We start from the raw sequence: 15,372 nt of genomic DNA on the forward strand, positions 1-15,372 counted from the left end.
ACGGCCCCGACCGACAGACGGTTCAAAACGCGACCTCGCCGTTATGCTTTCGTTACCTTGCGGCGGTGGTGATAGGCGAGTCCCAGAACGATGGTGATCGGTCCCCACAAGGCGAGCGGCGCGATGCAGATCGCGGCCAGCGTTTCCCAGGCCTCGTTGACGTAGGCGGCGTTTTCGGCGACGCCGAAGAGGGTCAGCCTCCGACCGTCACCGAGGGGGATCGAGCTGAAGAGCGCGGTGAGGATCAACCCGCCGACGACAGCGGGGACGGCGGCCGCGAGAGGCCGGATCTGTTTACCGCCGAGGAACGGGATCCACCGGGGCGCCACCTCACCCCAGCCCCGGACCAGGCCGATGGCCAGGATCGCGAGCACCTCGGAAAGCACGCTCAGCGTGAGGACGTACGGGATGCTCAACCAGAGTTCCGGCATCGCGCGATCGTGGACCTGCCCCATTTCGAAATGCACCGCGAAGGGCAGCCGCCACAGGCACGAAGGCAGCAGGAGCCAGGGGAGCGCGTAGGCCAAGCGAGTCGCCCAGCGGGGAACCGGCCGTTCCGTGTCGCTGACGGCCGGGGCGCGGTGGAGGATCTTCATGAAGTCGATCCTGTCGCCGTGCGGCACCGGAAAGATCACTCGCGCGGACAAGCGTCCTCCTTCCGGAGAGGGAGAAGGCCCGGCCTCGGGGCAGTCGAGGCCGGGCCGGTTTCCCACCGATCAGACGTCCACCTTGTCCTTGGGCTCCGCCTCGGTGGCGGTGGGACGGGCAGGCAGGAAACGCTTGATCAACGGGAAGAACAGGATCACCAGGATGATCACGTAGACCACGATCGCGAACGGCGTGTTGAACAACCCGGTCAGGCTGCCGTCGCTCAGTTGCAGCGCGCGCCGCATCTGCTGTTCGGCGGCCGGGCCGAGGATGACGCCGATGATCGCCGGCAGCACCGGCAACCCGTAGCGGCGCATCGCGAAGCCGATCAGGCCGATCACGAACATCACCAGCAGATCGAAGATGTCCGCGTTGACCGCGTACGCGCCGACGCTGGCGAAGAACAGGATGCCCGCGTAGAGGTACGGCCGCGGGATCCGCAGCAGCTTCGCCCACAGCGGCGCCAGCGGCAGGTTCAGCACCAGCAGCAGGGTCAGCCCGACGAACAGCGAGGCGATCAGGCCCCCCACCAGCGACGACTCCCGCTCGAACAGCAGCGGTCCCGGCTGGATGCCGTACTGCTGGAACGCCGCCAGCATCACGGCCGCGACCGCGGTGGTCGGCAGACCGAGCGTCAGCATCGAGACCAGCGTTCCGGCGGCGGAGGCCGACGCCGTCGCCTCCGGGCCCGCGACGCCTTCGATGGCGCCCTTGCCGAACTCGTCCTTGTGCTTCGAGAGCCGCTTTTCCGTGACGTAGGAGAGGAAAGTCGGGATCTCGGCGCCACCGGCGGGCACCGCGCCGAACGGGAACCCGATGACCGGACCGCGCAGCCACGGCTTCCACGTCCGCTTCAGATCGGCACGCGAGAGCCACGGCCTGCCGACCGGGATCGGTTTGAACGCGTTGCGCCGCAGATGCGCGGCGACCCAGAGCGACTCGCCGACCGCGAACAGCGCGACCGCCACGATCACGACGTCGATCCCGTCCGCCAGATGCAGCGAGCCGAAGGTCAGCCGCGACTGCCCGGTCATCTCGTCCAGGCCGACCAGCCCGATGGTGAGCCCGATCAGCAGTGACGCCACACCGCGGATCCGGGAACTGCCGAGCACCGAGGTGACCGCGATGAACGCCAGCACCATGATCGCGAACAGATCCGGCGCGCCGATGTCGACGGCGTGCTTCGCGATGATCGGAGCCAGCACGACCAGCGCGATCGTGCCGAGGATGCCGCCGACGAAATGCCCGATCGCGGCCGCCGCAAGCGCTTGCGCGCCCCGGCCCTTGCGGGCCATGGGGTTTCCGTCGATCGCGGCGACCACCGCCGCGCTCTCACCCGGCGTGTTGAGCAGGATCGACGTCGTCGAACCGCCGAACATCCCGCCGTAGTAGATGCCGGCGAACATGATGAACGCGCCGGTGGGCTCCAGCCCGTAGGTCACCGGAAGCAGCAGTGCCACCGCCATGGCCGGGCCGATCCCCGGCAGGACACCGATCGCGGTGCCCAGCAGTACCCCGATCGCCGCCATCGCGATATGGGTGGGGGTCAGCGCGGTGCCGAAGCCGTCGATGAGTTGCTGGAACATCAGAACACCTCCATCAACGGGCCACCGGGGAGCGGGACTCCGAGCAGGTTGTTGAAGATCAGGAAGGTCACGACCGACATGCCCGCCGCGATCAGCGGGTCACGCACCAGGTTGCGGCTGCCGAGCGCGTACGCCGCGCCCCAGAACAGGATCGCGCCCGAGATCGGGAATCCGACCAGGCCGATCAGCGCCGCGTTGGCGAGGAAGGCGCCGCACAGCAACAGCACCGTGCGCAGGTCGGCCGGCGCGGTCAGGTCGACGTCCTCGCCGCCTTCGGCCTCGCCCTTGCCACCGCGCAGCACGTCGCGCGCCAGCAGCACGGCGACGAGCAGCAGCAGCGAGCCGACCAGGATCGGCACCGCCTTCGGGCCCACCGGCCCGCGCTGGGCGAAGTCGGTGGGAATGCTCAGCGCGTCGGTGAGCACCAGGACACCGAGCACCACGAGCCCGACGCTCACCCCGAGTTCGGAGCGCTCCTTCAGCCATGTGGTCGTCATGCCAGACCCAGCTCTTTCAGCACCGTTGCCACTCGAGTGTTCTCCTCTTTGAGAAACGAGCCGAACTGCTCGCCTGGCGCGAACGCGCCGGTCCATCCGTTGCGCTGCAGGGCTTCCTGCCACTGCGGCGTCTTCTGCAACCGCTCGAACAGGCTCACCAGCTTCGCGCGGTCCGATTCGGTGATGCCGGGCGGCGCGACGATGCCGCGCCAGTTGGTGAACTTGACGTCCACGCCGGACTCCGAAAGCGTCGGCGCGTCGATTCCGGGGATCCGGTTCGCGCTGGTCACCGCCAGCACCCGGAGCGTGCCCGCCGCGATCTGGTCGCGGTACTCGCCGACCCCCGAGACACCGAACGCGACCTTGCCGCCGAGGACCGAGGCGAGCAGTTCACCGCCGCCGTCGAACTGGACGTAGTTGACCGCCTTGGGCGCGAGCCCGACAGCCTTCGCCATCAGCATCGGCGCCAGGTGGTCCGGCCCGCCGGGCGACGAACCGCCGCCGACCTGCACCGCGCCGGGGTCCTTCTTCCAGGCCTCGATCAGCTGGCCGATGTTCTGGTACGGCGAGTCCTTGCCGACCACGACGATGTCCGACTCTTCGATCAGCTTCGCCACCGGTGTGGTGTCGAGCAGCGAAGACGGCGACTTGTTCGTGAACACGCTGCCGACGACGCCGAGACCCATCGACATGACGAGCTTGCCGTTGCCGCGTTCGGCCACCGTGCGGCCGAGGCCGACCGTGCCGCCGGCGCCGGGGAGGTTGAACACCTCCGCGTTGCCGAGCAGGTCGGCGTCCTCCATGGCCTTGGTCGCGGTCCGCGCCGTGATGTCGTAACCGCCGCCGGGCGCGTTGGGCACGAGTACCCGCAACGACCGGATCTGCGAGCCCTCGTCGGCCTCGCCGCCCGGGGTGAGCAACGGTGGCACCAGCAAGACGGCGACGAGCGCCGCCGCGATGGCCAACCAGTTACTGGGCTTCACTGTGATCCCCGCCTCTCTGCCGCGTGGTTGGACATGTTGCACTCGTGTAAACAGAGATGTCTCGCTTAGACGCCTAAGGTTTCTTTTGTTCTTTGTGGTCACGCGGAGGTGGCGATGGGTGCTCGGGGTTCCTTGGCCCGCCAGCTCCTCGTGTGGCAACTGGTAGTCGTCACCTGCCTACTGTGCGCGGTGGGCGTGCTGGCCGTCGTCCAGGCGGGGAACAACTTCCGCACGACCGAGGGACGCCGGGCGCTTTCGGTCGCGGAGAGTGTCGCCGCGCAGGGTGTCGTGGGCGACCTCGAGAACGGTCCGTACGAGCTGAACGCGCCCGCGGAGACCGCGCGAAGCCTGTCCGGGGTCGATTTCGTCGTGATCGCGGGAGCGGACCGTTATGTGCTCGCGTCACCTGATCCGGGCCAGGTGCGGACGCTGCTCGACATCGGCGAGAGCACCGTCCTCTCTGGACGGTCTTGGGTCGGCGAGCTCGGCGGTTCGATCGTGGCGCATGTCCCGGTGCTCGACGAAAAGGGCGGCAAGGTGGTCCGCATGGTCGCGGCGGGCTCGAAGTCGCCGGGCTTCTTCGCCGGTGTGCTCGATTCGCCGGACAACGCCCTGCGGGTGCTGGGGGTCGCGCTGGTGATCGGGGTGAGCGGTTCGCTGCTGCTCGCGCGGCGCGTGAAGAACCAGACGCTCGGCCTGGAGCCGCACGAGATCACCGCGCTGGTCGAGAACCGGGAGGCGCTCCTGCACGGCATCAAGGAGGGCGTCGTCGGCCTGGATCCGCAGCACCGGATCATCCTGGTGAACGATCAGGCCCGCGAACTGCTGGCGCTCCCGGAGGACGCCGTCGGCCGGTCGGTCGAAGACCTCGACCTCAACGAGCGGATCCGCGACCTGCTCACCGGCCGCGCGACCGGTGCCGACCAGATCGTGTTGCGGCAAGGGAAGGTGCTGACGCTGAACCGAATGCCGATCGACGTGCGAGGAGCCGTCGTCACCCTGCGGGACCGCACCGATCTGATGACCCTGCGGGACGAACTCGACGCCAGCAGGCACGCGACCGACACGTTGCGGGCGCAGGCGCACGAGTTCAGCAACCGGCTGCACACCATCTCCGGGCTGCTGGAACTCGGGGAATACGAAGAGGTTCGCGGCTACGTCAGCCGGATCAGCTCGGCGCAGGGGGAGTGGCGCGCGGAGGTCGGCTCCCGGGTCGGCGACCCGGCGGTGGCGGCGCTGCTGATCGCGAAGGCGTCGCTCGCCGCGGAACGCGGGGTCGGGCTGCGCATGGCCCCGGACAGCGAACTGGACCGCGTCGAGGACGCCCTTTCCACGGATTTGGTGACAGTGCTGGGAAATCTCGTCGACAACGCCCTGGACGCGCTGGGCGGGGAACAGGGCTGGATCGAGGTCGGGGTGTGGCAGGAGGAGGACGAAGTGCGCGTGGAGGTCCGTGACTCCGGGCCGGGGGTCGCCCCGGAGATCGCGGAGGAAGTGTTCGAGCACGGCTTCACCACCAAGGCCGCCGCGCACGGCCAGCGCGGCCTCGGGCTCGCGCTGATCCGGCAGGCGTGCGTGCGGCGGGGCGGTTCCGTCGAAGTGCACAACTCCGGCGGCGCGGTGTTCACGGCGAGGCTGCCGCGATGATCAAGGTGCTCGTCGTCGACGACGATTTCATGGTCGCGAAAGTCCACAGTGGATACGTCACGCGCACGGAGGGGTTCGCGGTGGTCGGTGTCGCGCACACCGGCGCCGACGCGCTCCGCCTGGCACGGGAACTGAAACCGGATCTGGTGCTGCTCGACGTCTACCTTCCCGATCTCGACGGGCTTTCGGTGTTGCGGGAACTGCGCGCGACCGAGGACGTCGACGTCATCCTCATCACCGCCGCGACCGACGTCGAAACCGTGCGGCAGGCGATGCGGGGCGGTGTCCTGCACTATCTGATCAAGCCGTTCGAGTACGCGTCGCTGCGCGATCAGCTCACCCATTTCGCGTCGCTGCACCAGCGGCTGGACCGGCTGGACGAGGCCGGTCAGGCCGACGTCGACCAGGTCTTCGGTGCGCGGCCGAGCGCGAAACCCGTGTTGCCCAAGGGACTCACCGTCCAGACCGCGCGGCTGGTGGAGACCGCGCTGCGGGGCGCGTCCGGCGGGATGTCCGCGAGCGAATGCGCCGAGGCGACCGGCGTCGCACGGGTGAGCGCGCGCCGGTACCTGGAGCATTTCGTGGCGACCGGTAAGGCGGAGGTCACCCTGAAGTACGGCGGGACCGGACGCCCCGAACGGCGCTACCTCTGGTCCTGACGCATTTCGTCCTCTAAATGCGAGTCGTCAGCAGCCTCGCCCGGCGCTGATGTGTCGCGAAAGCCACTTTCGGGACATCAGACGTCGCGAAAGTGGCTTTCGCGACGCTTCCCCGGGCGGCGGGCTCGCGTGTGCGCCGGTCACGACTCACCGGACCGACGCACCGCCCTCCCGCATTTCGTCCTCTAAATGCGGGAAGTGAGAAGGTCGTTGAGGGTGCCGTAGTCCACGGAATCCTCGAGACGCGAGTACGTGCCGGTCGAGAAGAGCTCCCGGGCGCTTTCCCGCACGACGGCGTACGCGGCCTGGCTGATACCGGAGCCGACGCTCACCCGCGCGACCCCGAGCCCGGCTAGTTCCTTGACACTCGGCGCGCCAGGGTGGGCCATCACGTTCACCGGCGCGTCGATGCCCTCGACGAGCGCGGCGATCACGGCGGGGTCGGTGGCGCCGGGGACGAAGATCCCGTCCGCGCCCGCCGCGAGGTAGGCGGCGGCGCGCTCCAGCGTCTCCGGCACCCCGCCAAGCCCGCGGAGGAAGGTGTCGATCCGGGCGTTGACGAAGACCTCGTCGCTCGCCGCGCGGGCCGCCGCGATCCGCGGGACGACCTCTTCGGGTGGTCGCGGGCCGTCCTCGATGTTGATGCCGGCCGCGCCCGCCGCGACCACCGCGGCGACGGTCTCGGTGACGCCGCCGGGTGTGTCCGCGTAGCCGCCTTCGATGTCCGCGGTCACCGGAACCGTTGTCACGCGGGCGATCCTGGCGATCAGGTCCACCGCGAGTTCGCGTCCGAGGCGGTCACCGTCGGGGGCGCCGAGGCTCCACGCCACCCCGGCACTGGTGGTGGCGATCGCCGCGGCGCCCGCGTCCTCGACGAGCCGGGCGCTCGCGACGTCCCACGCGTTGGCGAGCACCAGCGGGTCGGACGGGACGTGCAGGGAACGGAACAGCCGGGCGGTTTCGCTTGTCATGGCGTCAGTCCAGCAGCTAGGCGACATCCTGGTCTGGCGGATTCGCGACATCGACGTCGGCGCGGAGCCCGGCGATCAGCCGCGCGAGACCGTATTCGAAGGAGGCGGCCGGGTCCTCGTCGTGGTCGCCCTCGGCGTGCTGTTGTTCGTCGATCGCGCAGCCGAGCGTGTACCGGCTGATCGCGAGGATCGCGTGCGTCGCGTCCTCTTCGGTGAAACCCGCTCGTAGCAACGGTTTGATCAGCGGCGTCATCGCCGATCGGTCGGTCGGGCGGGAGCCGGCGTGCAGGCGTGCGCCGTCCCGGTAGGACAGCAGGGTGCAGCGGATGGTGCGGGCGCGCCGGGCCAGCCACTCGCCCCAGTCGTCCATCGCCGAGGGATCGTCGAGCGGGGCGAGCCGGTCGTCCAGCATGGTTTCGGCCATCTGGTCGAGCAACGCCTGCTTGCTCTCGAAATGCGTGTAGAGCGCGGGACCGCGCACGCCGAGCTTCTCCCCGAGCTTGCGCAGGCTCAATCCGTCCAGCCCGACCTCGTCGAGGAGTTCCAGTGCGGCTCGGACGTACCCGTCCCGTCTCACGACCATGCGCACACCTTCGCCGGTCCGTATCGGAGTTGACAACTCGACCGGATCTTATCACCGTTAATATCTTAACGTCGATAAGATCGGCAGGTAGGATGATCGGAAGTTCCCTGGCCGACATCGAATCGTCCACAGTGGACTGACGTTTCGCCGGTGGGTTTCTTCCCGTCCGATACGCCCCGAAGGTTCCGAGTGGCATTCGGGACAGCGGGTGGACAACGCCGTAGGCTCAGGTGAATGAGCACGGCATCCACCTCGGAGCATCCGATGGTCGAAACCCGGCACCAGACCCAGCTGCTCACCCTGCTGCGGGATGAAGGACCGATGTCCCGGGTCGAACTGGGGGAGCGGCTGGAGCTGCCGCGCGCCCGGGTGGGGGCCGAGGTCGCGCGGCTGGCCGAGGTCGGCCTCGTCGAGACGGCCGGACCGTCGGCGAGCCGTGGCGGCAGGCGGTCCACGCTGGTGCGGCTCGCGGGAGACCTGCGGGTGCTGTCGGTGGACGTCGGCGCGACGTCGGTCGGGGTCGCGCTCACCGACGCTTCGTGCGAGGTGCTGGTGCACACCGTCGAGGACTGCGACGTCCGGCAGGGGCCGCACGCCGTGCTGAAACGCGTGGTCGCGCTGGCGGAGAAGATCCGCGAAGAGGCGCCGGGCAAGCTGATCGCCGCCGGGATCGGCCTTCCCGGCCCGGTGAGTTTCGCCGAGGGTATGGCGGTCGCGCCGCCGATAATGCCCGGCTGGGACCGGTTCTCCGTGCGCGACCATCTCGGCGGGTTGCTGCGCTGCCCGGTCACCGTCGACAACGACGTGAACTCGATGGCGCTCGGGGAGCGGCACGCCGGGGTCGCGCGCTCCATCGACGACCTGGTGTTCGTCAAGATCGGTACCGGCATCGGCTGTGGGATCGTGCTGGGCGGCAAGGTGTATCGCGGCGTCGCCGGCACGGCGGGCGACATCGGGCACATCCGCCTCGACGACTACGGGCCGACCTGCGCCTGCGGTGAGACGGGCTGTCTCGAGGCGTACTTCGGCGGCGCCGCGCTGGCCCGCGACGGGCTGACGCTGGCGCGAAGCGGCCGCTCGACGTACCTCGCCGACGTCGTCGCGGCCCGCGGCGCGATCACCGCGCAGGACGTCGGCCGCGCGGCGGCGTCGGGCGATTTCGGCGCGGTCAACCTGATCCGCGACGGCGGGCGCCGGCTCGGGCAGGTCGTCGCCTCACTGGTGAGTTTCGTGAACCCGGGCATGGTCGTGATCGGCGGCGGCGTGGCGCAGCTCGGACATCAGCTGCTCGCCGAGATCCGCAGCTCGGTCTACCGGCGGTCGCTGCCGCTCGCGACCGGGAACCTGCCGATCGTGCTGTCCGAACTGGGCGACACCGCGGGCGTCATCGGGGCCGCCTGGTCCGCCACGGACCGGGCCTTCACGCTGAGCAGCTGACCCACCCGGCCCACCCCTTGCGGCACGTTGGGCACTCACCTGATTCCGATTAGTAACGTCAAGATCGTGCAGACTTTCGATTGAAAAGTACAAAAGTCTGCACCGAACCGGACGGCTATTCGGGTGACGGAGGGCTTTAGTCGACATTTCTGTCCTGTTGTCACCTTGACGGGTGACGGGCGCCACCCTACTTTCGCTGGCTAAGTAACAAAGTTTGTTACGGCCGATTCGTAAGTGAGGCGTCGTCAGATGAGGCAGTGTGGCCGCGACTGAACCCGGGCAGCTCGACCCGGTCAGCCCACGCACCGCGAACCTCGCCGCGCTCCTGCGGGCGTTGCGCGCGGGGCCGCTCTCGCGCACCCAGCTCGCGGCGCGCTGCGGACTCACCAAGGCGGCCGTCTCCGGGTTGATCACCGAGCTGTCCGAACGCGGTCTCGTCCGCTCGGCCGGACTCCAGGGCGGCGGCAACGGCAGGCCCAGCCAGCTGGTCGAGCTGAACGGCGCCAGCGCCTGTGGGCTCGCGCTCAGTGTCGAGGCCGACCGCTTCGCCGCCGTCGTCACGAATCTCGACGGCCGAGTCGTCGCCGAACGCACCGAAACCGCCGACGTCGCCGCGCTCGGGCTGCACCGGAGCATGGACGAACTCGCCTTCCTCGCCCGGACCGTGCTGCTCGACGACCAGCCGGTCGGGGTCACCGTCTCGGTGCCAGGCCTGGTCGATTCGGCCGCCGCCGTGCTGCGGTTCGCGCCGACCCTGCGCTGGCGCGACGCCGAGATCGCCGACCTCCTCGCCGCCCGGCTCGGGCTGCCCGCGGACGCCATCGCCGTCGACAACGAGGCCAACCTCGGCGCGATCGGCGAGGCCGTCGCCGGAGCGGGCCAAGGCGTGCGGGAGCTCTTCTACCTCAGCGGCGGCACGGGCGTCGGCGGCGGACTCGTGTCCGGCGGCGCGATCCTGCGCGGTGCCAGGGGTTTCGCGGGCGAGGTCGGGCACATCACCGTCGACCCGTCCGGCGAGCAGTGCCAGTGCGGCCGGGTCGGCTGCCTGGAGACCAAGGCCGGGCTCAACGCGGTCCTGCGCGGCGCGGCTTCGCCCGGCGACCCGCTGCACGATCCCGCCCTGGGCGTCGACGGCCGGGTCGGGCTGCTCAAGCACCGTGTGCAGCGCGGTGACCAGCGCGCGGTCGTCGCGGTCTCGGAACTCGGGGTCGCGCTCGGCATCGCGGTGTCCACTGTGGTCGATGTACTCGACCCGGACGTCGTCGTGCTCGGTGGCTACTTCGCCGAACTGGGGGAATGGCTGGTCGAGCCGGTGCGCCGCGAGCTGTCCGCGCGTCCGCTCGGCCACGAGCCGGCCTGCCGCGTCGAGCCGTCCCCGCTGGGCACCACCGCCCCGCTGCGCGGCGCCGCGCATCTCGCCACTGAACGGCTTTTCGCCGACCCGACATTAGTTCCTTTCGAGACCGAGGAGGCTCCGGCATGACCCTGCTCTCCGTCCGGGGGATCGTGAAGACCTTCCCGGGGGTGCGTGCGCTCGACGGGGTTGACTTCGACGTCGAACCCGGTGAGGTGCACTGTCTCCTCGGCCAGAACGGCGCGGGCAAGTCCACGCTGATCAAAACGCTCGCCGGCGCGCATCGCCCCGACGGCGGCGAGATCTTCTGGCAGGGCGAACCGGTCACGCTGCCCTCGCCGGTCGCCGCGCTGAAGATCGGCATCGCGACCATGTACCAGGAACTCGACCTGGTGCCCGGGCTTTCCGTGGCGGACAACATCTTCCTCGGCCGTGAGCGCGCGTCGTTCGGGTTCACGCGGATCAGCGAGTCCCGCGCGATGGCCGCGAAACTCATGGCCAGGCTCGGTCACCCCGAGATCGCGCCGTCGACCGAGGTCGGCAAGCTCTCCGCCGCGGGCCAGCAGCTGGTCTCGATGGCGCGGGCGCTCGCGTACGACGCGAAGCTTCTGGTGATGGACGAGCCCACAGCGGCCTTGGCGGGGGAAGAGGTCGACAACCTGTTCCGCATCGTCGGCGAGCTGACGGCCGAAGGTGTCGCGATCATCTACATCTCCCACCGGCTCGAAGAACTGCGCCGGATCGGCCACCGCGTCACCGTGCTCAAGGACGGCAAGACCGTCGCCACCGGCCTCGACGCCAAGGAGACGCCGACCTCCGACCTCGTCGCGCTGATGGCGGGCCGCAAGGTCGAAACCGTGTTCGGCCCGCGCCACCAGGAGCACGTGGACCCGGACCGCGAGGTCCTCAAGGTGGAGAACCTGACCACCGTCGGCGAATTCGAGAACGTGAACTTCACCGTGCACGCCGGCGAGGTCGTCGGGATCGCGGGCCTCGTCGGCTCGGGACGCAGCGAGCTGCTGGAGACGATCTTCGGCGCGCGCAAGCAGGACACCGGCACGGTGTCGGTCGACGGCGAACCGGTCCGGCCCGGCAGCGTGTCCGCGGCGGTCAAGGCCGGGATCGGGCTGGCGCCGGAGGAACGCAAGAGCCAGGGCCTGCTGCTGGACCTGCCCGTCGTGCACAACGTGACCCTGGCGAGCCTGAGCAAATACGCGACGTTCGGGTTCACCGAGCGGGGCAGGGAACTCGACGACGCCGGGGAAAGCCTGCGGCGCCTCGATCTCCGGCCCGCCGACCCGCACCGCATCATCCGCACGCTGTCCGGCGGCAACCAGCAGAAGGCGGTGCTCGCCCGCTGGCTGGTCCGGGGCTGCCGGGTCCTGCTGCTGGACGAGCCGACGCGCGGGGTCGACGTCGGCGCGCGGGCGGAGCTGTACCGGTTGATCGAGGAACTGGCCGCGACCGGGGTCGCGATCGTGCTCGTCAGCAGCGAGATCCCCGAAGTGCTCGGACTGTCCGACCGGGTGCTGGTGCTGCGTGAAGGACGTGTCCTGGCTGAAAAGCCGTCTGCGGAGCTGACAGAGGCGGATGTGCTCGACGTGATTCTCGAGGGGAGTGCGGCGTGACCGACCAAGCCGAATCGGTGCGTACGGGACCCGCCGTGGAACCTGTACGACCCAAGGAAAAGCGAAAGTTCTCGATCGACACCCGGCTGCTCGGGCTGGGCGGGGTGCTGGTGATCCTGTGCATCGTCGGGCAGGTGACCAGGCCCGACCAGTTCTTCACCGACGGCAACATCTCCACGATCCTGCGGCTCGCCGCGGCCATCGGGGTGGTCAGCGTCGGGATGACGTTCGTGATCATCGCCGGCGGCATCGACCTCTCGGTCGGGTCGATCGTGGCGCTCTCCAGTGTCTGGCTGACCACGTTGGCCACCCAGTCCTACGGCCCGTTCGTGATGATCCTTTGTGGACTCCTGGTGGGCCTCGGCTGCGGTCTGATCAACGGGATCCTGGTGTCCTACGGGAAGATCGTGCCGTTCATCGCCACACTGGCGATGTACGTCTCGGCCCGCGGGCTCGCGGAACGCATCAGCGGCCGCCGCACGCAGGTGGTGTCGGAGGCGGGGTTCCTCGACTTCTTCCGCGGTGACCTGCTCGGCATCCCGGTGCTGATCTGGATGTTCGCGCTGGTGTTCGTGGTCGGCTGGGTGCTGCTGAACCGCACCACGTTCGGCCGCCGCACCTTCGCCGTCGGCGGCAACGCCGAGGCGTCGCGGCTGGCCGGTATCAACGTCAAGCGGCACACCGCGCTCGTCTACGGCGTCGCGGGCCTGTGCTGCGGTATCGCGGCGCTGATGGTCGTCGCCCGCACCACCGCGGGCGCCTCGACCAACGGCATGCTCTACGAACTCGACGCCATCGCGGCGGTCGTCATCGGCGGCACGCTGCTCACCGGTGGCCGCGGTTCGCTCATCGGCACCCTGATCGGCGTGCTGATCTTCACCGTGCTGTCCAACATCTTCACGCTCAACAACCTGGACACCGACATCCAGAACATCGCCAAGGGCGTGATCATCGTCCTGGCCGCGCTACTGCAGTTCCGCTCCGTGAAAAAGACAAAGACGAGTACTTAGTGGGGTCGTGAGTGGCGTTTCGGGTTAGAACCCGAAACGCCACTCACGACCACCTGGACCACCGCCGTCACCGTGGATGGAGAGTCGTCATGACCGAACAATCCCTGCATCGCCGTCGTTTCCTGCTGGGAGGCGCGGCCGTCGGAGCGGGCGCGCTGCTGACCGCGTGCACCTCGAACGAGGCACCGGCGCAGAACAACGCGGCCAACGTGGCCAACGCCGGGGCCAACTCGCAGCCCGGAACGCCCGTCACCATCGGGTTCTCGGCGCCTGCCGCGGACCACGGCTGGATGGCGGCCATCACCAAGAACGCCCGCGCGCAGGCGCAGAAGTTCAGTGAGGTCACGCTCAACGCGACCGAGGGCACCAACGACGTCAACCAGCAGATCTCCCAGGTGGAGACCTTGATCAACGCCAAGGTCAACGTCCTGGTGATCCTGCCGTTCGACGGCAAGGCGCTGACCGCGGTCGGCCAGCAGGCGATGGACGCCGGGATCCAGGTGATCAACCTGGACCGCGTCTTCGACACCCCGCTCGCGTACCGCACCTGGATCGGTGGCGACAACTACCGCATGGGCGTCAACGCCGGGAACTACATCGCCCAGCAGATGAAGGCGAAGAACATCGCCAGCCCGGTGATCGGCGAGGTCGCGGGGATCGACTCGCTGCCGCTGACCCAGGAACGCAGCAAGGGGTTCAAGGACGCCTTGGCGCGTCAGGGTTTCCAGGTGGGACCGCGCGTCTCGGCGCAGTTCACGCCGGAGTCGGGCGAGCAGCAGACCTCGAACCTGCTGCAGTCGGCGTCCAAATTGGACGCTCTCTGGAACCACGACGACGACCAGGGTGTCGGCGTCATCGCGGCGATCAACAACGCCAACCGCAAGGACTTCCTGATGGTCGGCGGCGCGGGTTCGAAGAACGCGATGAACCTGATCAAGTCCGACGCCGAGCCGCTGAAGGCGACCGTGCTCTACAGCCCGTCGATGGCGTCCACGGCGATTTCGCTCGCGCGTCTGCTCGGCCAGGGCAAGGGGGCGGGCGACTTCGCCGAGCACGAGATCCCCGCCGAGATCACCACGTACTCCGCGGTGGTCACCAAGGAGAACGTCGACAAGTACATGGACGTCGGCTTCGACTCGTAAACCCGCGTACCCGACACAAGCACGCGCATCTAGGAGGGGCATGAGCACGGCAAAGGAAACGATCGGGATCGGCATGGTGGGCCACGCGTTCATGGGTGCGGTGCATTCGCACGCGTGGCGCAGTGTGCACCGGTTCTTCGCGCCACCACTGATCCCGAGACTCGCCGTGCTCGGCGGCCGCGACGAGGTGCGGGCGAAGACCGCGGCCGAACGGTTCGGCTGGGAGGACGTCGAGACGGACTGGCGTGCGCTGATCGCCCGCGACGACGTCGACCTGGTCGACATCTGCACGCCGGGCGACAGCCACGCCGAGATCGCGATCGCCGCGCTCGAGGCCGGGAAACACGTGCTGTGCGAGAAGCCGTTGGCCAACACTCTCGCCGAGGCCGAAGCGATGGCCGAGGCGGCGGCGAAGGCGCGGGCCAACGGCGTCCGGTCGATGGTGGCGTTCAACTACCGCCGGGTGCCCGCGCTCGCGCACGCCAGGAAACTGGTCGCGAGCGGGGCGCTCGGCGAGATCCGCCACGTGCGGTCGGTGTATTTGCAGGACTGGCTGTCGGACGCGCAGGCGCCGATGACCTGGCGGCTGCACAAGGACAAGGCGGGCTCGGGCGCGCTGGGCGACCTCGGTGCGCACATCGTCGACGCGGCCCAGTTCGTCACCGGCGAGACGATCACCGGGGTTTCCGCGCTGACCAACACCTTCGTCAAGGAGCGGCCGGACGGTGATGGCGGCACCGGCCAGGTCACCGTCGACGACACCGCGCTGTTCCTCGGCCGGTTCACCGGCGGCGCGGTCGCGAGTTTCGAGGCGACCCGGTTCGCGCTGGGCCGCAAGAACGCGATGCGGCTGGAGATCAACGGTTCGAAGGCGAGCCTCGCGTTCGACTTCGAGTCGATGAACGAACTGTCCTTTTTCGACGGTGGCCAGCCCGCCACCGAGGCGGGGTTCCGCCGGATCCTGGTCACCGAACCCGAGCATCCGTACGTCGGGGTGTGGTGGCCGCCGGGGCATCTCCTCGGCTACGAGCACACCTTCACCAACGAGGTCGCCGATCTGCTCACCGCGATCGGCGACGGCACGGATCCCGAACCGTCCTTCGAGGACGGGTTGAGGGTTCAGCAGGTCTTGGCCGCGGTCGAGCGCAGCGCGTCCGACGACGCGCGATGGACCGCTGTGCCCGCCGTCACCACGAAGGGGAGTAACTGAGCGAGAGATCCAGCCGA

General features: G+C 69.0%; 14 protein-coding genes. 8 read left to right on the top strand and 6 right to left on the bottom strand.

Features of this window, described 5'->3' with window-relative positions; all coding sequences use genetic code 11:
- Positions 1–41 precede the first annotated feature (41 nt).
- From ACZ1DY_RS07525 to ACZ1DY_RS07540, 4 genes are all read right to left on the bottom strand, one after another.
- Positions 42–647: a hypothetical protein gene (locus tag ACZ1DY_RS07525; RefSeq protein WP_465483963.1), complete on the bottom strand. Its 606-nt coding sequence runs from the start codon at positions 645–647 to the stop codon at positions 42–44.
- A gap of 69 nt (positions 648–716) precedes the next feature.
- Positions 717–2,234, bottom strand: coding sequence for a tripartite tricarboxylate transporter permease (locus ACZ1DY_RS07530; protein ID WP_465483964.1), 1,518 nt, complete (start codon positions 2,232–2,234; stop codon positions 717–719).
- Complete coding sequence (locus tag ACZ1DY_RS07535; protein WP_126733957.1) at positions 2,234–2,731, bottom strand: tripartite tricarboxylate transporter TctB family protein; 498 nt, start codon at positions 2,729–2,731, stop codon at positions 2,234–2,236. The genes ACZ1DY_RS07530 and ACZ1DY_RS07535 overlap by 1 nt, the downstream gene beginning before the upstream one ends.
- Positions 2,728–3,696 (bottom strand): Bug family tripartite tricarboxylate transporter substrate binding protein, encoded by a 969-nt coding sequence (locus tag ACZ1DY_RS07540; RefSeq protein WP_257489767.1) that lies wholly within the window; start codon positions 3,694–3,696, stop codon positions 2,728–2,730. The genes ACZ1DY_RS07535 and ACZ1DY_RS07540 overlap by 4 nt, the downstream gene beginning before the upstream one ends.
- Positions 3,697–3,828: 132 nt before the next feature.
- Here ACZ1DY_RS07540 and ACZ1DY_RS07545 point away from each other — a divergent pair, with 132 nt between their 5' ends.
- Together ACZ1DY_RS07545 and ACZ1DY_RS07550 are read left to right on the top strand one after the other, a co-directional pair.
- Entirely contained in the window at positions 3,829–5,361 is a 1,533-nt protein-coding gene (locus tag ACZ1DY_RS07545) for a sensor histidine kinase (RefSeq protein ID WP_465483965.1), read from the top strand.
- Positions 5,358–6,020: a response regulator gene (locus tag ACZ1DY_RS07550; RefSeq protein WP_126733955.1), complete on the top strand. Its 663-nt coding sequence runs from the start codon at positions 5,358–5,360 to the stop codon at positions 6,018–6,020. Before ACZ1DY_RS07545 ends, ACZ1DY_RS07550 begins: the two co-directional genes overlap by 4 nt.
- 185 nt (positions 6,021–6,205) lie before the next feature.
- Here ACZ1DY_RS07550 and ACZ1DY_RS07555 read toward each other — a convergent pair whose 3' ends face one another.
- Together ACZ1DY_RS07555 and ACZ1DY_RS07560 are read right to left on the bottom strand one after the other, a co-directional pair.
- Positions 6,206–6,991: an isocitrate lyase/PEP mutase family protein gene (locus ACZ1DY_RS07555; protein WP_465483966.1), complete on the bottom strand. Its 786-nt coding sequence runs from the start codon at positions 6,989–6,991 to the stop codon at positions 6,206–6,208.
- Positions 6,992–7,007: 16 nt separating this feature from the next.
- A complete protein-coding gene (locus ACZ1DY_RS07560) occupies positions 7,008–7,574 on the bottom strand; it encodes a TetR/AcrR family transcriptional regulator C-terminal domain-containing protein (RefSeq protein ID WP_257488837.1) in 567 nt (188 codons plus the stop codon).
- A gap of 234 nt (positions 7,575–7,808) precedes the next feature.
- Here ACZ1DY_RS07560 and ACZ1DY_RS07565 point away from each other — a divergent pair, with 234 nt between their 5' ends.
- The 6 genes from ACZ1DY_RS07565 to ACZ1DY_RS07590 all read left to right on the top strand — a co-directional run bounded on the left by ACZ1DY_RS07565 (position 7,809) and on the right by ACZ1DY_RS07590 (position 15,355).
- Positions 7,809–9,011, top strand: coding sequence for an ROK family transcriptional regulator (locus ACZ1DY_RS07565; protein WP_007034224.1), 1,203 nt, complete (start codon positions 7,809–7,811; stop codon positions 9,009–9,011).
- Between the two features lie 259 nt (positions 9,012–9,270).
- The gene (locus tag ACZ1DY_RS07570; protein ID WP_465483967.1) at positions 9,271–10,494 is read left to right on the top strand and encodes an ROK family protein; all 1,224 of its coding nucleotides are present in this window, start codon (positions 9,271–9,273) and stop codon (positions 10,492–10,494) included.
- Positions 10,491–11,993 (top strand): sugar ABC transporter ATP-binding protein, encoded by a 1,503-nt coding sequence (locus ACZ1DY_RS07575; protein WP_465483968.1) that lies wholly within the window; start codon positions 10,491–10,493, stop codon positions 11,991–11,993. The genes ACZ1DY_RS07570 and ACZ1DY_RS07575 overlap by 4 nt, the downstream gene beginning before the upstream one ends.
- Before the next feature lie 35 nt (positions 11,994–12,028).
- The gene (locus tag ACZ1DY_RS07580; RefSeq protein ID WP_257488833.1) at positions 12,029–13,003 is read left to right on the top strand and encodes an ABC transporter permease; all 975 of its coding nucleotides are present in this window, start codon (positions 12,029–12,031) and stop codon (positions 13,001–13,003) included.
- A gap of 89 nt (positions 13,004–13,092) precedes the next feature.
- A complete protein-coding gene (locus ACZ1DY_RS07585) occupies positions 13,093–14,145 on the top strand; it encodes a substrate-binding domain-containing protein (protein ID WP_126733950.1) in 1,053 nt (350 codons plus the stop codon).
- Between the two features lie 40 nt (positions 14,146–14,185).
- Positions 14,186–15,355: a Gfo/Idh/MocA family protein gene (locus tag ACZ1DY_RS07590; RefSeq protein WP_465483969.1), complete on the top strand. Its 1,170-nt coding sequence runs from the start codon at positions 14,186–14,188 to the stop codon at positions 15,353–15,355.
- Positions 15,356–15,372: the final 17 nt, after the last annotated feature.

It is taken from the genome of Amycolatopsis sp. PSD-21 (assembly GCF_055561455.1).